Origin of the sequence: Corynebacterium minutissimum (assembly GCF_000805675.1) — a bacterium.
Taxonomy (GTDB): domain Bacteria; phylum Actinomycetota; class Actinomycetes; order Mycobacteriales; family Mycobacteriaceae; genus Corynebacterium; species Corynebacterium minutissimum.
Window position 1 is genome coordinate 24,402 of record NZ_JSEF01000005.1, and the last position, 16,322, is coordinate 40,723.

18 protein-coding genes and 1 tRNA gene are annotated in these 16,322 nt (G+C 59.4%); 14 read left to right on the forward strand and 5 right to left on the reverse strand.

From position 1 onward, the window contains the following. The first annotated feature begins 99 nt into the window (after window positions 1–99). The gene (locus tag NX84_RS02315) at window positions 100–303 is read left to right on the forward strand and encodes a cold-shock protein (RefSeq protein WP_039673371.1); all 204 of its coding nucleotides are present in this window, start codon (window positions 100–102) and stop codon (window positions 301–303) included. Here NX84_RS02315 and NX84_RS02320 read toward each other — a convergent pair. Next, the gene (locus NX84_RS02320) at window positions 300–893 is read right to left on the reverse strand and encodes a DedA family protein (RefSeq protein WP_370664350.1); all 594 of its coding nucleotides are present in this window, start codon (window positions 891–893) and stop codon (window positions 300–302) included. The two genes, NX84_RS02315 and NX84_RS02320, sit on opposite strands and share 4 nt — an antisense overlap. A gap of 200 nt (window positions 894–1,093) precedes the next feature. On the opposite strand from NX84_RS02320, the gene topA reads away from it, so the two are divergent. Further along, complete coding sequence (topA, locus tag NX84_RS02325; protein WP_039673374.1) at window positions 1,094–4,036, forward strand: type I DNA topoisomerase; 2,943 nt, start codon at window positions 1,094–1,096, stop codon at window positions 4,034–4,036. Window positions 4,037–4,599: 563 nt separating this feature from the next. On the opposite strand, the gene NX84_RS02330 is transcribed toward topA, so the two are convergent. Together NX84_RS02330 and NX84_RS02335 are read right to left on the reverse strand one after the other, a co-directional pair. Beyond that, window positions 4,600–5,979 carry a DUF418 domain-containing protein gene (locus NX84_RS02330; RefSeq protein ID WP_052319624.1) on the reverse strand — a complete coding sequence of 460 codons (1,380 nt, stop codon included), beginning with the start codon at window positions 5,977–5,979 and terminating at the stop codon, window positions 4,600–4,602. 33 nt (window positions 5,980–6,012) lie between these two features. Continuing rightward, window positions 6,013–7,545, reverse strand: coding sequence for an adenylate/guanylate cyclase domain-containing protein (locus tag NX84_RS02335; protein ID WP_039673376.1), 1,533 nt, complete (start codon window positions 7,543–7,545; stop codon window positions 6,013–6,015). On the opposite strand from NX84_RS02335, the gene NX84_RS02340 reads away from it, so the two are divergent. Both NX84_RS02340 and NX84_RS02345 read left to right on the forward strand, forming a co-directional pair. After that, entirely contained in the window at window positions 7,544–8,791 is a 1,248-nt protein-coding gene (locus NX84_RS02340) for a DNA polymerase III subunit delta' (protein ID WP_082013885.1), read from the forward strand. The genes NX84_RS02335 and NX84_RS02340 overlap by 2 nt on opposite strands. 104 nt (window positions 8,792–8,895) lie before the next feature. After that, window positions 8,896–8,971 (forward strand) — tRNA-Thr (locus NX84_RS02345). A gap of 97 nt (window positions 8,972–9,068) precedes the next feature. Here NX84_RS02345 and NX84_RS02350 read toward each other — a convergent pair. Both NX84_RS02350 and NX84_RS12315 read right to left on the reverse strand, forming a co-directional pair. After that, the gene (locus NX84_RS02350) at window positions 9,069–10,214 is read right to left on the reverse strand and encodes a site-specific integrase (protein WP_052319625.1); all 1,146 of its coding nucleotides are present in this window, start codon (window positions 10,212–10,214) and stop codon (window positions 9,069–9,071) included. Then, on the reverse strand, window positions 10,192–10,914 hold the full coding sequence (locus NX84_RS12315; protein WP_052319626.1) for a hypothetical protein: 723 nt from the start codon (window positions 10,912–10,914) through the stop codon (window positions 10,192–10,194). The genes NX84_RS02350 and NX84_RS12315 overlap by 23 nt, the downstream gene beginning before the upstream one ends. 111 nt (window positions 10,915–11,025) lie before the next feature. On the opposite strand from NX84_RS12315, the gene NX84_RS02360 reads away from it, so the two are divergent. The 10 genes from NX84_RS02360 to NX84_RS02405 all read left to right on the forward strand — a co-directional run bounded on the left by NX84_RS02360 (window position 11,026) and on the right by NX84_RS02405 (window position 16,300). Next, on the forward strand, window positions 11,026–11,229 hold the full coding sequence (locus tag NX84_RS02360) for a helix-turn-helix transcriptional regulator (protein ID WP_039673378.1): 204 nt from the start codon (window positions 11,026–11,028) through the stop codon (window positions 11,227–11,229). Further along, a complete protein-coding gene (locus NX84_RS02365) occupies window positions 11,226–11,561 on the forward strand; it encodes a hypothetical protein (RefSeq protein WP_039673380.1) in 336 nt (111 codons plus the stop codon). The genes NX84_RS02360 and NX84_RS02365 overlap by 4 nt, the downstream gene beginning before the upstream one ends. Before the next feature lie 11 nt (window positions 11,562–11,572). After that, a complete protein-coding gene (locus NX84_RS02370; RefSeq protein ID WP_039673382.1) occupies window positions 11,573–11,941 on the forward strand; it encodes a hypothetical protein in 369 nt (122 codons plus the stop codon). A gap of 13 nt (window positions 11,942–11,954) precedes the next feature. Further along, window positions 11,955–12,185: a hypothetical protein gene (locus NX84_RS02375; RefSeq protein WP_039673384.1), complete on the forward strand. Its 231-nt coding sequence runs from the start codon at window positions 11,955–11,957 to the stop codon at window positions 12,183–12,185. Window positions 12,186–12,199: 14 nt separating this feature from the next. Then, window positions 12,200–12,748, forward strand: a complete 549-nt coding sequence (locus NX84_RS02380) for a hypothetical protein (RefSeq protein ID WP_039673386.1) — start codon at window positions 12,200–12,202, stop codon at window positions 12,746–12,748. Window positions 12,749–12,859: 111 nt separating this feature from the next. Beyond that, a complete protein-coding gene (locus NX84_RS02385; protein ID WP_039673388.1) occupies window positions 12,860–13,186 on the forward strand; it encodes a hypothetical protein in 327 nt (108 codons plus the stop codon). An 11-nt stretch (window positions 13,187–13,197) separates the two neighbouring features. After that, a complete protein-coding gene (locus NX84_RS02390; RefSeq protein WP_039673390.1) occupies window positions 13,198–13,503 on the forward strand; it encodes a hypothetical protein in 306 nt (101 codons plus the stop codon). A 150-nt stretch (window positions 13,504–13,653) separates the two neighbouring features. After that, window positions 13,654–15,714, forward strand: a complete 2,061-nt coding sequence (locus NX84_RS02395) for an AAA family ATPase (RefSeq protein ID WP_052319627.1) — start codon at window positions 13,654–13,656, stop codon at window positions 15,712–15,714. Further along, window positions 15,711–15,935: a hypothetical protein gene (locus tag NX84_RS02400; protein WP_039673391.1), complete on the forward strand. Its 225-nt coding sequence runs from the start codon at window positions 15,711–15,713 to the stop codon at window positions 15,933–15,935. The genes NX84_RS02395 and NX84_RS02400 overlap by 4 nt, the downstream gene beginning before the upstream one ends. Beyond that, window positions 15,932–16,300 carry a helix-turn-helix domain-containing protein gene (locus tag NX84_RS02405; RefSeq protein ID WP_039673394.1) on the forward strand — a complete coding sequence of 123 codons (369 nt, stop codon included), beginning with the start codon at window positions 15,932–15,934 and terminating at the stop codon, window positions 16,298–16,300. The genes NX84_RS02400 and NX84_RS02405 overlap by 4 nt, the downstream gene beginning before the upstream one ends. Window positions 16,301–16,322 lie beyond the last annotated feature (22 nt).

Sequence of the window (16,322 nt, forward strand, 5' to 3'; positions counted from 1 at the left end):
TCGCTCACGCTCGCCTCCACATTTCTGCCATGTATTCCCAAAACGTGGCACACTAGTGCAACAGATTGAGCATTTTATTTCCGCAAAGGACAACTCTTCATGGCATACGGTACCGTCAAGTTCTTCAACGCCGAAAAAGGTTATGGATTCATCGAGCAGGAGGACGGCTCCGGCGATCTCTTCGTGCACTACACCGAAATCCAGGGCACGGGTTTCCGTACGTTGGAAGATAACCAGCGCGTTTCCTTTGAGGTCAGCGACGGCCCCAAAGGCCCACAGGCTACGCACGTCGAGACGGTCTAGGGAGTTTCCGCGTAGCCGCGGCGGGTATCCCACCATTCCATGAGCTTGTTCTGTCCTTTTTGCAGGCCAAAGCCAACAATGACCGCGGCGATGATGGAAATGATCATGGCGATGGCTGGCGAGCCCGAAAAAGCTACGCCGCCTAGGTAACCAATGGCTAGTGCCTGGATTACCCATAGCAGCACGCCGATGGTGTCGAAGAAGAAAAACAGCGGCCAAGGGTAGCGCATGGAGCCCAGGAGGATCGTCATAAACAGGCGGGCCGAGGGGATAAAACGCGCAATGATGATGGCCGCACCACCGCTGCGCCGAATATTGCGCTTGACCCAGGTCAAGGCGTCGTAGGCCTTGGTGCCTTTTTGGGCTCTATTAATAAGGGCAATAAGCCGCGTGCCCAAAAGGAAACACAAGTTATCGCCCAAGATGGCGGCCACCATGGCGGCGAAAAATATCGTGGGCAGGTGCGGGAAGCCTTGCGAGCCGGACCAGGCGCCCACCATGTTGAGGGGGATTTCTGAGGGCAGCACAGGGAAGAAGCAGTCGAAGAAAATCAGGGTGCCCACCAGCGGATAAATCCACTGGGTGGCCATGATGACCTCGAACCATGCGGTAATAGAAGCAATCACGTCTTCTCCCTGCGTCACGCTGTAGGGGTCTTTCTCAGACGGCAAGTATAGACCCCTCACGTGTGGACGCACAGCGGCCCGAATAACTACAGTGAGCCTTTATCTGTGTACGCTAGGGGCAATTGCCCAGCAGAGGGTTAGCCATCGGAAGGGATGAAGCAGAAGTGGCAGAAGGTACCGGCCCGGGGAAGACCCTGGTCATCGTCGAGTCAGCAACCAAGGCGAAGAAGATTCAGCCTTATCTCGGCGATAAGTACATCGTCGAGGCCTCCGTCGGTCACATCCGCGACCTTCCGCGCGGCGCTGCCGACGTCCCCGCTAAGTACAAAAAGGAATCCTGGGCGCGCCTCGGTGTGAACCCGGAGGATAACTTCACCCCGCTGTACGTCATCAGCCAAGACAAAAAGAAGAAGGTCGCTGACCTTAAGGCCAAGCTAAAGCAGTGCGATCAGCTCTACCTCGCAACAGACCCCGACCGCGAAGGCGAGGCCATTGCCTGGCACCTGCTGGAAGTACTCAAGCCTAAGGTGCCGGTGCGCCGCATGGTCTTCAATGAGATCACCAAGTCCGCGATCCTAGAAGCTGCGGAGAACACCCGTGAGCTCGACGCCGATCTTATCGACGCCCAAGAGACCCGCCGTATCCTTGACCGACTCTACGGTTACGAGGTCTCCCCGGTGCTGTGGAAGAAGGTCATGCCGCGCCTATCGGCTGGCCGCGTGCAGTCGGTAGCAACCCGCGTCATCGTGGAGCGTGAGCGTGAGCGCATGGCGTTTATCCCGGCTGAATACTGGGATCTCACGGCGACGTTGCAGTCCACCCCGGACTTCGATGCCCGTCTGAGCGCCCTCGACGGTAAGCGTGTCGCCGCTGGCCGTGACTTCAACGATAGGGGTCAGCTGAAGGGTGACGAGGTGGTCGTCGTCAAGCAGGCTCAAGCGGAGCAGCTGGCCAGCGCGCTGGAAGGCTCCACCATGACGGTGGCCAGCGTCGAGCACAAGCCCTATTCGCGCAAACCTTCCGCACCGTTTATGACCTCGACGCTGCAGCAGGAGGCTGGCCGCCGCCTGCACTACACCTCGGAGCGCACCATGCGCATTGCGCAGCGTCTCTACGAGAACGGTCACATTACCTATATGCGTACCGACTCGACCTCCCTGTCCAAGCAGGGTCTAGGTGCTGCCCGTGAGGCGGCAACATCCATTTTCGGTGCCGAGTTCGTGGCCGAGGGCCCGCGTACCTACGACCGCAAGGTGAAGAACTCACAGGAGGCCCACGAGGCCATTCGCCCTTCGGGTGAGCGTTTTGCCACCCCGGGCCAGCTGGCAGGCCAGCTCGACGCCGAGGAGTACAAGCTCTACGAGCTGATTTGGAAGCGCACCGTGGCATCCCAGATGGCTGATGCCAAGGGCACGTCCATGAAGGTCACTGTGCAGGCTTCTGCCGATGGCCACGACGTGGACTTCTCCGCCACCGGCCGCACGATTACCTTCCCGGGCTTCCTTAAGGCCTACGAGGATGTGGCGGCGAAGGGGTCGAACGAGGAGTCGCGCCTGCCGCACCTCAACGAGGGCGATACGCTCACGACGTCCGCCGTTACCGCCGACGGCCACTCGACCAACCCGCCGGCGCGCTATACCGAAGCCAGCCTGGTCAAGAAGATGGAAGATTTGGGCATCGGCCGCCCGTCGACGTACGCCTCCATCATCAAGACCATCCAGGACCGCGGCTACGTGCTCTCCCGCGGCAACGCGCTGGTGCCTTCGTGGGTTGCCTTCGCGGTGGTGGGCCTGCTGGAGAATAACTTCACCGAGCTGGTGGACTATGATTTCACCTCCTCGATGGAGGACGAGCTGGACTCCATTGCCGCCGGCCGTGAGAACGGCACTGAGTGGCTGAACAACTTCTACTTTGGCAACACTGAAGCAGGTGAGCAGAAGGCTGCGTCCATCGCGCGCCACGGTGGTCTGAAGTCCTTGGTGGACATCAACCTTGAGGCTATCGACGCCCGCCAGGTTAACTCCCTGCGCCTCTACACCGACGCCGAGGGCCGCGATGTCTTCGTGCGCGTGGGCCGCTACGGTCCCTACATTGAGCGCGCCGTGGGCACCAACGAGGACGGCACGGTGGAGTACCAGCGCGCCAACCTGTCTGAAACCGTTACTCCGGACGAGCTCAACGAGGCTTTGGCGGAGAAGCTCTTTGCCACCCCGCAGGGCGGGCGCGAGCTAGGGCAGAACCCAGAAAACGGCCGCACCATCGTGGCCAAGGAAGGCCGCTTTGGCCCGTACGTCACTGAGCAGGTACGTGAGGATGAGCGCGAGAAAGCCGAGGCCGAAGCCGAGGAGATCGTTAAAGAAGAGCGCGCCGCCGAGGACGCCCAGCGTGCTGCCGAGGGCAAGCGCGCGAAGAACTGGGAGACTAAGACCGCGGCGAAGCAGAAGGAAAAGCGCATTGCTGAGTACATCGAAGAGAAGCTCAAGCCGGGCACAGCCTCGCTGTTTAGCTCGATGGAACCGGCCAGCGTCACCCTTGAGGAAGCTCTCAAGCTGCTGAGTCTGCCGCGTGAGGTGGGCGTGGACCCGGTGGACGGTGAGGTCATTACTGCCCAGAACGGCCGCTATGGCCCGTACCTGAAGAAGGGCAAGGACTCGCGGTCTTTGGCCAACGAGGATCAGATTTTCTCCATCACCTTGGATGAGGCGCGCCGCATCTACGCGGAGCCGAAGCGCCGCGGTCGCGCGGCCGCGCAGCCGCCGATTAAGCAGCTGGGTGATAATGATGTCTCCGGCAAGCCGATGACGGTCAAGGACGGCCGCTTTGGCCCGTACGTCACTGACGGCACGACGAATGCTTCTCTGCGCCGTGGCGACGATCCGGAGCAGCTTACCGACGCCCGCGCGAACGAACTCCTCTCCGAGCGCCGCGCCAAGGAAGCCGCCAACGGTGGCACGAAGAAGGCCACCAAGAAGTCGACGAAGAAGGCCACCAAGAAGTCGACGCGCAAGGCGACCAAGAAGTCGACGCGCAAGGCGACCAAGAAGGCCACGAAGAAGCCCTCCCCAGGCACGAAAAACGTGGTCAAGGCCGGATCGCGCAGGAAGTAGCTAGGCGATGAAGACCAGCTTCGCGCGCGACATGCTGGACCGTACCCAGGAAGGCACTGCGGCTCTCCTGCGCGCGGTGCGCCCAGCCTTTACTGGACTCGATCACTTCACCCTCGGTGCGCTTGCCGCGGGGGAGACCGCCACATGGTCGGGCCTGTTGACGTGGCGCACGCTGGGCACCGCGACGACGATTGCGGCACCTGTGCTCTTGGCCTTGCGCCCCGACTGCTCACCAGAGACCCGCGTGGGACTCATCGCGTCGGCGGTGGGCCAGGCCGCTAAGCGTGGCAAGAATGGACAACCCGCCAAACCGACCGCGCTCGGCGTAGCGTGTGTCACCGCCCAGTACGGCGCTTTCGCCTGGCAGCTACGCGGTGCGCGCAACGACGCGACGGGGTGGGGCTTGCGTGTCGGGGCGTGGGCGGCTGGCATAGCTGTAGCCCGCACCCGCGGCGAGCGCCTCGCTTCTGCTGTGGCTGGCCTTCCCGCGGCCGCACTTTCTGCACTCGCCGGCGACCCGACCTTGCGTGCTGCTGAATCTACGCAGGGGATTAGCCACGGCGCTAACCTTCTTCTGGCCTCCGAGGCTGCGACGGTGGCGGGAACGCGTGCGGCGCAGCTCCCTGCTGTGGGAACGGCTGTGGGAAAGCTCCTGGCTGCGGGCCAGTCGGCGGCCCAGACGGTAGGCCTGGTGCTGCTGGTGGATGGGCTGGCGCGGAAGGGCCGCGGTTAGGCGCAGCCCCTAATTCCGGGCGCATTGTCTTGCCGTAGGACAGGCGGCGGTGAACCCACTCGAAAGGACCGGGCTTGCCCGCGGCCTCGAGCGCGCAGGCGATGAGGAGCGTTGCTAGCCACACGCCGGCGGCCAGCGCTGCCTGGCCCGTGGCACTGAACTCCGGTCCAATGTTCAGCGTGAAGGGGTAGACCAGCGCCAAGAAGAACACGGACTGCAGCACATAGCCGGTCATGGAACGCTTTCCCAGCGCAATCAACGGCCACAGGAACCACGGGCGCGCGCCACGGCGCTGTAGGGGCTCCAAGGCGAGCGTCGCCGCCGCCACGATGCCCGGCCCGGTGAGCATACCGATGAAGCTATTTGCTGCGTTGAGGGGTTCCGCCAGTGCTGGGTCCAGCACCCCAATCGTGGAAAGGCCCCAAGGAAGGCCGAGGAAAAGGATGATGGCTAAAGCTAAGACGGTCCACGCCCACAGCTCGCGCTTATGACCCCCGGCCAGGGTGCCGCGGCGCGCCCACACGAAACCCACAAGCATGACCGGCAGGGCGACGACGCCGGTAAAGGGGAAGGACACAGCATGGGCGAGGAGCGCAACAGCTTGCTCGCCCAAAAGCCCCACGTAGCTCTCTGCTGAGGGGACACTCCCGATGTTGAAATCTGAGGTGTCGATGAAGGCTACGGCCACACCGATGCCAATGCCGGCAACTACCTGGAAACCGAAGAGTACATAGGCCACGCGCATGAGGGTTTTGTCGGTTACAGAAAGTAACAGTGCGATGAGTATGCCTATGGCTCCATACAGCATCATGATGTCTCCCATAAACAGGAAGAGGCAGTGAAGTGCTCCGAACAGAGTCAAGAACCCGTAGCGCTTCGCAATCACCGCCCGCGCGCGGCCCAGCGGGAAACCTCGGCGCCACAGGCTCATCGCGATAAGTCCCACGCCGAAACCTAATAGCGTGGAGAACATCGGCAGGCCGCGCACGTGGACGAACATGGCGGCAAAGACCACATAAATCTTGTCCGCGAGGGTCTCGACGCCGCCGAAATAAGCGTCGGGACCATCACCGTCGTTCATGATCCACGCGGTAGTGATGTTGGCTAGAGCGATGCCCAGCAGGGCCATGCCGCGAGCGACATCGGGGACAAGGAGGCGAGGGCTCGAAGTCTGACGTGGCGGATAGGGCTGGTGTGGCTGTTGGAGCATGGCCCCGAAGTTACCAGAATCACAAGAGCTTATTTATCCTTGGGCGCGTTCGGCCAACGTCGGGCGAATGGGGCGTGCCAACTGCGTCATGCGACGGCGCCCACGCAGCTCAATGGATTTCATCAGCGTCCAGCGTGCTTGCTCCGCCTCGTTGGCTCCGCGCAGAGTGGCGGAGTTGGTGAGCACCTGTCCCGGCGTGTCCTTGGCCAGTTCGGTCAGGCGAGCGGCTTCATTGACGGCGTCGCCAATCACGGTGTATTCAAAGCGGTCCGCACCACCAATGTGGCCGGCCACCACGTGGCCCGCGGCCACGCCGATGCCTGCCTGTAGCTGTAGACCGCGCAGCTCCTGGCGCAGCTCGCGGGCAGCCTGCAGCGCCATGGAGTTGGCGTCATAGACCGTGAGTGGCGCACCGAAGACGGCCAGGGCGGCGTCACCCTGGAATTTGTTGATAATGCCCTTGTTGCGGTGCACGACCTCCACGACGTGCTCGAAGAACTTGTTAAGTTCCTCCACGACCTCCTCCGGGGTGTGGTTGACCGCGAAGGTGGTGGACCCAATGACGTCGATAAACAGCACGGCCACCTTGCGGTCCTCGCCGCCGAGTTCCGGGCGTTCTTCTAGAGCACGCTGGGCCACCTCAGTGCCGACGTAGCGGCCGAAAATATCGCGCACGCGCTGGCGCTCGCGCAGGCCACGCATCATCTCGTTAAAACCTGCCTGCAGCACGCCGAGCTCAGAACCATCGTAGATATCCACCTGGACATCAGTCTCACCGCGGCGCACGCGGTTAATGGCGTCCTGTAGCTCCAGGATGGGGTCGACCACACTCATCAATGCGAACATGGTGCCGATTAGTCCCGTGCCCAACGCGGTGATGCTCAGCGCGATGATGGCGGGAATGATATCGGAGGTATCGGCGGTGAACATTCCCATTTTCTGGCCCAAGTGGACCAAGATGATGCCGATGAGCGGGATGCCGGACGTCATGAGCCACGTGGACAGCAGGCGGTACTTAATCGGCGGCTCCAACGTCGAATCCTCGAAGCGCCGCGCCACGGCCTCAGCCGCGACGGGCCGCACGAGGCGCTCTGCCTGTAGATAGGTAAGCAACACCACGAGCGCACCGGCCAGCGTGGAGGACACTCCTACCACGATTCCCAGACGCGCTGATTGCTGGCCAGCAAGCACCACCGCCAGGATGATGCCGAGGAACCACACCATGGCGGCCACACCAGCCTGGTAAATGGGGATGCGCAGCACCAGGTTGCGCACCATGTTGGGGTCGTGGGCCGTCGGGTTGCGCTGCCAATCCAGCACTGGCCGGAAAATGCGGAGTGTGACCGCAATGCCGATGATGACGGCGAAGATGACAAACAGCGAGCCGTAGGTCCACAGGTGCGGCGTTTCGGAGATGAATTCCGAAATCTCCGGCATTGGGAGGAAGAAGACCACAAAGGTCATAATCGCGATGGCGCCGATGATGTTGGCGCCCAAGACGAGCGCGGCGTACATCGGCCATTGGGTGCCCCACAACCAGCGGGCGCCACGCATCAGTCTGTTCATGATTAACAACTCTAGTTATCCCAGTAGGCTAGGGCGAGTGAACACCTCCAGCGTTGCCGCCAGGCTTGCCGACGCCCCCTCCGTCGCCCACACCATCCTCAGCGCTGCCCGCGCGGCGCGGGGCGAGGGCGACCCGCGCGCGATGAGTCATTCCTGGCTATTTACGGGCCCTCCCGGTGCCGGGCGCTCGCTGGCCGCGCAGTGCTTCGCGGCTGCCCTCATGTGTACTTCTGCTGATGAGAACGGCGACCCGGGGTGCGGGCGCTGCCCGTCCTGCCAGAGCGTTCTGGAGAATCACGAGCACACTGACTTGGTCTACGTGGACCCGAAGGAACAGTTCATCACCGTGGGCGAGGCCCGTGAGGTCATCGGGCGCGCGGCCAGCCTGCCGAGTGTCGCTCCCTGGCGCGTGGTGATCTTCAACAAGGCCGACCGTCTGCGCAACGAGGCTGCCAACGCGTTGCTGAAGACCGTGGAGGAGCCACCGGAGCGCACCGTCATCATCATGGTGGCACCCTCAGAGGACCCGGAGGACTTCTCGGTCACGCTGCGCTCGCGCTGCCGGCACCTCTATATTCCGGCGCCGAGTGTGGAGGGTGTGGTCAAGCAGCTCGTCGCCGAAGGCGCAAGCGAGGACGACGCGCGCCTCGCCGCCGTGACTACTCTGCGCCACGTGGGCCGTGCCCGACACCTCGTCAAAGACCCGGCCGTACAAAAGCGCCGCGCCATGGCAATCAACCTGGCCGAAGACGTCTTTCACGGATCCCAGGCCTTCCAATCCGTCACCGCGCTTCTGAAGTTCATTGAGAAGGACGCCAAGGACTCCCATGCGGAGGCGGAGGAGGCGGAGCGCTCCAAGATCGAGCAATCCTTCGGTGTTGGTGCCAAGGGCAAGGGCGCGGCAAAGGCGCAGCGCGACGCCCGCAGCGCCCTCAAGGATTTGGAGGAGCTCCATAAGAAGCGCGCTAAACGACGCATCGCCGACGGCCTCGACATCGCCCTGGTAGATCTCGCCGGTATTTATCGCGATGCGCTCATGCTCAAAGTCGGCGCCGAGGTGGAGATGACCCACCCGGACTTCGCGGGCCTGGCGGGCGAACTTGCCCAGCGCGTGAGCGAAGACGGCCTGCTTGCCGCCCAGTCCGCCATTCGCACCTGCCGCGAGCAGCTGCCGCAGAACGTCACCCCACAAGTGGCCTTCGACGGCATGGTGGGGCGCCTGCGCCTGGCTTGCGGCGCGCGCTAACCTGCACTTGTGCTGCACGTGCCCCACATCAAGTGGCCCGATTTCTTTCCTAGCCCAGGCCTAGGCTAAACTCTCACGCGGTGCATATACACACTGCACCGAGTGCCGCCTTAGCTCAGTCGGTAGAGCATCTCACTCGTAATGAGAAGGTCGCGAGTTCGATTCTCGCAGGCGGCTCCACACCAAATCCCCCGTGGCCAGTATGAATGGTTGCGGGGGATTGTTTTGTTAGGTGAAATACCGGCCTCCGTGGCTACGTTTTGGCTACATCCCCCAGTTAACTGACGTCATTATGAAGGGCATTAAGTGCTTCTCCAACTTGGTTCAGGTCGTCTGGAAATAAGTCCGCATAGACGTTCAGGGTGACCGCTGCAGACTCATGCCCAAGGAGACCCTGGACGGCTTTCACGTTGGCCCCAACACTGATTGCGAAGCTTGCACAAGTATGGCGAAGCCCATGGGGGAGGACTGCCGGAAATTCCCCCGGCCTACCCTCGTCCTCCCACATCTTCGCTGCAGCCTCAACACTTGGCTTAAACACCCGCGCACGATAGTTCCCCACATCGAGACGTTGGCCCTCCGCTGACAGAAACAGCGGACTGTCTGACGGCCTCGCCCCAACAAGGTCAATCAACTTTCGGCAAAGGAACTCAGGAACCGGCACACGCCGATTCTCATAGGTCTTCGTAGGGCCAACGACCCCGTAGTCTTTGACCGACTTATCAACATGTAGCCGCCGTGAAACTGGATCGAAGTCTCCAACGTCTAAAGCTGCTATCTCGCTTATACGCGGCCCGCAATACGCCATCGTGTAGATGATGGCTTTCTCGTTGTCTGTGTTCTGCACCTGGACAAGAACCTCGACTTGTTCAGGCGTGAGGTAGGCGCGGCGTGGGTTGCTCTCTCGCTTAACGGAGATCTTTTGAACCGGGTTCGCTGGAATCATCTTCGCCTCAACAGCGGTCTCACAAAGTGACCGAAGGACATAGACCGCGCGAAGGATTGTGTCGCGCTTCTTGCCTTCGGATTGCATGTCAGAGACCCACTGCCGCACGTCTGGAGCTGTAATGCGGTTGACCGGCCATTCACCCCAATGTGAGGCTATGTGAACGTTGTAGGCCGAAAGATTGGTTCGTTTGGTGCGTGGGGCTAGTGCGTCCTGGGAGGGGAGCCATAGTGAGCGAATTTCGGAGATTGTGGCGCGCCCGGCCTGGGGGTGAATGAACGTTCCGGTGCTCTTGGTTCGTTCAACTTCGTCAGCGAACTTTTGGGCATCCTTCTTCCTTTTGAAACCGCGCTTTTTCGTCAGTTTTCGGTCTGGGGTGCGGTATTGCACCATGTACCGCATTGCGCGCTTTTTGGCCTTCTCGTCGCCTTCTTTGTGCTTGAGGTAGTACGGCTCAACGCTCGCCATCTTGGTCATACTCCACTATGTGCTCTTCCTGAATTACGCCATCTAGCTTTATAATCCGGTCTTCGATTTTTTCGAGTTCTGCCCTCTTCTCTTGCAGTTGATTCACATAGAGGTTGATTGCTTGCCGCTTCGCCGCATCGTCCCCAAGGTGTTCAAACACTTCAAATGGTGTTCGAATGCTCTGAATCTCCACCAGCACGGCACGGAGTTCACGTACTACGTCTAGCAATAGTTTTTCGCGGCTGGGTTCTTCTTCGCCCCGAATATCGAATGATCCTTGAGTCCAATCCAACGAGGATCTGTATTCGCGGCGTCCCTTGACCTCCGCCATCTCGCTACCTGTTTCCATCGAAAAAACGGGATTGAAGCCATCGGGAATGGTTTGGCGTTCTCCGACAATCCACATGAAAGCATCCAGTTGATTCACGTCTCCTACGGCAGGCAGAAGATTGATGCGCCCGTCAGGAAGCTCAGGAAGGAGCAACGAAACAGGAGGTACGCCCAGCGCGGCCGCAAGTGTTAACCAATCAGCAATCGAAATAGTTTTGCGCACGCCGCGCCGGTATTCGGACACTGCTGTTCGAGAAAGTGGGTTACCGAGCTTCTCGGTTCTTTCGGAGATCCAGCGGTCTGATTTTCCATCACGCGCATTCTCTACCGCACGCCCAATGTTCGCGATTATCTCTTCATGCCACTTTTTTGACTGCATGTCAGTCACTTTAGTGGGTTGTTGACAATTTTTCCAACACCCTGTAAGACTAAGTGCATAGCAGTCAATACTGCTAGATTTTGATTCGATTCCAGTCAGTGAGGAGTAAACATGACTGACTACACCCCAGAAGATATGGTGCTTTTCTTTCCGAACACCACGCGACAGACGTGGGCACAGATGCGGTACCGAGGAAACGGCCCGAAGTACTACAAGGTCGGGCGCAAAGTGTTCTATCGCCCCCAAGACGTTGAAGCGTGGAAAGAGTCGCAACTTCGTACTCGCACCGACGAGCTGCCAAAGGAGGCGGCATGAGTGAGCGAATCGAAGTGAAGGTTACTCAGAGCATTCGCCCAGGCGTCACTGACGAGCTTCTCGTTGCTGGCACTCGCGCAGAAATCAGCGCCGAAGTGCTCAGCAACTTTCCCGAAGCCTTCGCCGTAACTGAGCAACCCAAGCGCCGCCGGGAGCATGAGGAACCAGCACCGCCGGCCAAGCCCCTCGACGAGCACGTTGACGAACCAGAGGTTCAACGACCGGCCAAGAGCGCCAGCATCGCCGAGTGGCGCAAGTTCGCTGAAAGCCTAGGCATCGTCACAACGGGACTGGCCAAGAGAGACATTATCGCCGCTACTCAATCCGATTAGGAGGAATCATCATGAAGAACTACCGCGCCGAAGACTCGCTCGCGTATCTCGCTGACAGTGTTCTCGCTTCACTCGACGCCGCTAACGCAGAGATTCAGGACTTCAACGGCACTTGCCCGGAGTTCGACGAGTTGCCGGACAATCTGCAGAACGCGATCTACATCCTCGACAACATTCGCGACGCCGTCCGCCGTGAGGCGATGCATCACAACGTGCACCGCGCCACTCACTACAGCAATGGGCTTCCGGTTCGCCTGCACTACAAGGGCGAAGTCGTTACCGACCCCGAAGGCGTGGCCTACCGCCCGGACAACATCACCACGATGCATCCGAACGGCACGCCTGACGTTGCTATCCCGAACCAGAACAACGCCGCATAAGAAGGAAAATCTCATGACCGCATTCTCGACCGAACAACTCGAAGAAGGACGCCAGGCGCTACTGGACTTTTTGGAGTACTTCGCTATCCACGGAGCACCACCGGAAAACGCTTGGGACTTCGCTGAGCTGCCCGTTGAAATCCGCGACCCGGACAGCGTTGACGTCATCACCAAGACGATTGGTGAACTCACCTCTGACGACCTGATCATCTGCTCCAAAGCCATGAAGGCCGGACTTTTCTAGGAAGGAAACCACTAATGACCACGAATAACGAGAAGACCCCCGCCGGTGCTGGGAACACCAACGAGGGAAAGAACGAGGTTGATATGAACTCGAATACCCATGAGTCTAGCAGTCGCGAACTCCGTAAAGCCATCGACAGGGTTCACGCTGCTATCTCCGTCAACAACCAAAAGCTTCGTCGCATCAACAATGAAGCGAAGACCGCCACCTCTGACGAGTTCCGTGAACTCGACAAGAAGTTTGGCGCAATACAGAAAGAAAACACTGGACTCTTCAAGAACTTTCGCAAGGTCGTTGAGGAATACCAAGAAGCACTGAATCGTGAGCGCCTCGCCGCACACGAGCGCCAGAGCAAGGAACGACGCCACTATTGGCGCAAGCGTGAAGAGATCACTCGCATCACAGGACGCGACGACTTGTCTCCGGTTGATCTGCAGTACGAACTTGTTGCCCGTTACCGCGAAGGCGGCGACTTCATGGCCATCCTGGACGCGATGAAGGCCGTCGACGACCTCGACCTAGAGCGCGCTGGCCTCACGTCTTGGGGAGAGTGTGACGACTAATGAACGTGATTGACCTTCTCGACATGGCCGACGCCGTCCTTGTTGCTGATGCCGAAGACCTACTCCAACACCTCGACCTCCCCAACACCCTCGCAGCATAAGGAGCACACCGTGACCAAGTACCAACTCAAGGAACTTGACTATTCAGCGCACGCAGACGACTTCGATTCCGACGACCCTAACGTCAGAACTTTTCAGGTCATCTACCACGGAATGACAATCGGAATCTTCATCAAGTATCCCAACGCAGTACTGAGCGGACAGTTTGACTACCTCGCCGCACCACCGCGACAAATGGTGTCTTTCAGGCCCGGCGATGGAGATTGGCACGTCAAAGAGCTTTCAGGTGAGGACTTCTACGTCTTCTCAACAGAGCTTGAGGCATGTGACTACCTCAACGACTGCTATCAGTCCTACCTCGACCTAATCGCAAGCTAAGGAGCACCAGCATGGCACGCCGAACCAAGCCGAAGTACATCCCCGAGATGAACATCACCAAGGAGACCTACAACGGCAAAGAAACCATTGACCAATACTGCGCAATGCGCAGCGACTACGGATATTCCGACGTGGAGATGAATCCGCTCTACCTCGAATCGCACCTCCAAGACCGTCTCTTCGACATCCTGGCCGAGCACATCTACCTATACGACTTCAACCTTCAACTACTCGCTGAAGTCATGGCGAACGCTGCGATCGAAGCGCTTCGGAATACGGACTTAAACAAGTTCCCGTATGACCCTCACTACTACTAAGTCACCCCGTTAGCCCTACTGGCAGGCACCAGCGTTCGAGCCGCTGGAGGGCACCAGGCCCACACACAGTGTCAACCACGTGGGCACCCCGACAAACACAATTCCATTTCGTCTCTCCTCCTGTCATCCCATGAAAGAAAGATTCTTGAAGTGCATAGCGCTGACAACTCTTATCAACGATTCATCGAGGCCGTAGAACGAAGCGGTCTCCACTACCGCGAACTTGAATCCGGTAAACGCGCCCAGGTGCAAACACCGGGCCACAGTGACCAAGACCGAGGAACGAGCATCACTTACAACGGGACTCAGCTTCTCGTCTACTGCCACAACGGCGACACTGACGAAGTGCTCGACCACCTCGGAATGACCACAAGTGATCTCTTCGATAGCCCGAAGGGTGTTCGCTATGACTATGGTGATGGCCGCTTCGTGCACCGCTCGCCAGAGAAGTACTTCAAACAGTCTGGCAACACGAAGGGCACTAACCTGTACGGCCTGCCCTCGTTGGCCACACCTGGCCCGGTCTACGTAGTAGAAGGCGAGAAGGACGCCACCACCGCCGCTACCGTGTGGAAAGCCGCCGCCGTATCCCAAGCACAAGGCGCAAGCACTAGCCCCGCCAAAGCCGACTGGACGCCGCTTAAGGGCCGTGAGGTCATCATCGTTGCCGACAAGGATAGCCAAGGCGAGAAGCGCGCCTACAACGTCCTAACCCACCTCACCGGCCTGGAGGCTCGCCCTGACTCCGTGCGGATTGTTCACGCCGCCGAAGGTAAAGACCTCTCCGACCATATCGCCGCCGGACACACCTCCGACGACCTCGTTGCTGTTGGTGAGAAAGTTGGTCGCCGCCGCGTGAAGCTCGTCAAAGCTGGCAGTGTGAAAACCGAGAAAGTTGACTGGCTCATTCCCGAATGGATTCCCGCGAACATGCTCACCCTTCTCGCAGGCCGTGAAGGTATCGGTAAATCAACTATCGCATGTAGTTGGGTAGCGGAGTTCAGCAACCGGGGCATGAAGTGCGCCTACCTCAACTCCGAAGATTCCCGCTCATTCACCGTCAAACCTCGCCTGCAGGCTGCAGGCGCCAACCTCGATAACGTCTTTTTCATCGACGTTGAGACAGAGAGCGGAGCTGACGGGCACCTTCTTCTTCCTCAGGACACGGATCTTCTCTTTCGTGAGCTTTCCGACCAAGGCGTGAAGTTCGTCATCCTCGACGCCGCGAAGTCATCAATGGATCCGAAGCTCGACGGCTACAAAGACGACCATGTCCGCCAGTTCCTTGAACCGCTCGCAGCTGGCGCGGACAAATACGGAATCACCATCGTTGGGCTAGCGCACTTCGGTAAGAAAGAAGGCAGTGACACGGGCCGTCTTCTTCTAGGTTCCATCGCCTGGAGTCAGATTGCTCGTAGTGTTCTCGCCGCCGCCATAGACAACGATGGCAGGCTTATCGTGACCAACACGAAGGCGAACCTAGCCCGTGGCATTGTTTCGCGCGAAGCCTCCATCGTGTCTCGCCCGCTGCAGCTCGACGACGGAGAACTCACCGAGCTTGGTGTTGTCGAATGGGGCGAGTTCACTGATACGCCCGCCACTGAACTTCTTGAGCAAAACGACAGTGACGAGACCCCTGACGACCGTACTGACGCCGAAGCGTGGCTAGAAGATTACCTCACCGAGCGCGGCCCTACCCCGCGTGCCGAAGTTCTGAAAGCCGCGAAGAAAGCCGCCGTGGCATCCGAGCGCACCATCAAACGAGCCTTCAAGAATCTTGGTGGCGAGTCTCATTCTGCTGGGTTCCCTCGTGTGGCGACGTGGTCACTGCCCAGTCGGGACAGTCGGGCCAATGCCTCCCTAGGGGTAAATAATCGTGTCCCAACTGGCCCAACTGGCGATAAGCAGGGGAAACACAATGGCCCAACTAGGCAAAAATCACAGTCGGGCCACGGGCCACACACTGGCCCAACTGGAGCACTTTTCGCCCTCAATACGTCTAATTCTCCCCATGGAGATGATATTGAGGACGCCATCCTCGACGCCCTCGACACCACCCGAGGACAGTCCACCGACCAGATTCAGAAACACCTCACCAAACAACAACTCGACCAGGCCGGCGACTTCTACACCATCATCGAGCACCTGCAGATGAAGGGACTTATCCGCATCAACGAGCGCGGCCTATACGTGCGCAAGGAGACAGCATGAGAGCACGATTCAGGGCACCAGGCCTTAAGTGGCGAACCGGAGACCTCACCATCAACGAGGTTAGAGATGACAAGCGGCACCGCTGCATGAGCTTCATCATCGCCTCGCATGATGGGAAGTCAGTTGCGTTCGAAATCAAGGACAAGGACATCTATCGCCTCGCCGACAGCATCGTCGACCACGTTGAAGCGTTCGAACTGGGAAAGAAGGCCCAGCAATGAGTAAGCCGTTCTTCATCTCAGGAGACTTCATGATTCTTGGCTACAACGACGCCCGCAGCCTATCCACCGCTGTTCTTGCCGCCGCTGACCTAGCTCAACGGCACGGGGCGAACCTCAACCCGAAGATTCTTCACCTAGCGGCCCAGATTCATTCCGCAACAGGACATTCGGAACCAGTACGCCCCACCTTCGAAGACACTGCAGAGTATGAGCAAATCACCACAGCTAGCGCCGCCGAAATCCTCGGGTGCTCAGAACGCAACGTTCGCCGCCTGGCGCAACGAGGCAGACTCCCCGGAGTTCGAAACGGCAAACCTTGGTACTTCAACCGCGAAGACGTTGAGGCCTATCGCGACTACAGGTGACGTGCTCACAACCAACAACAAC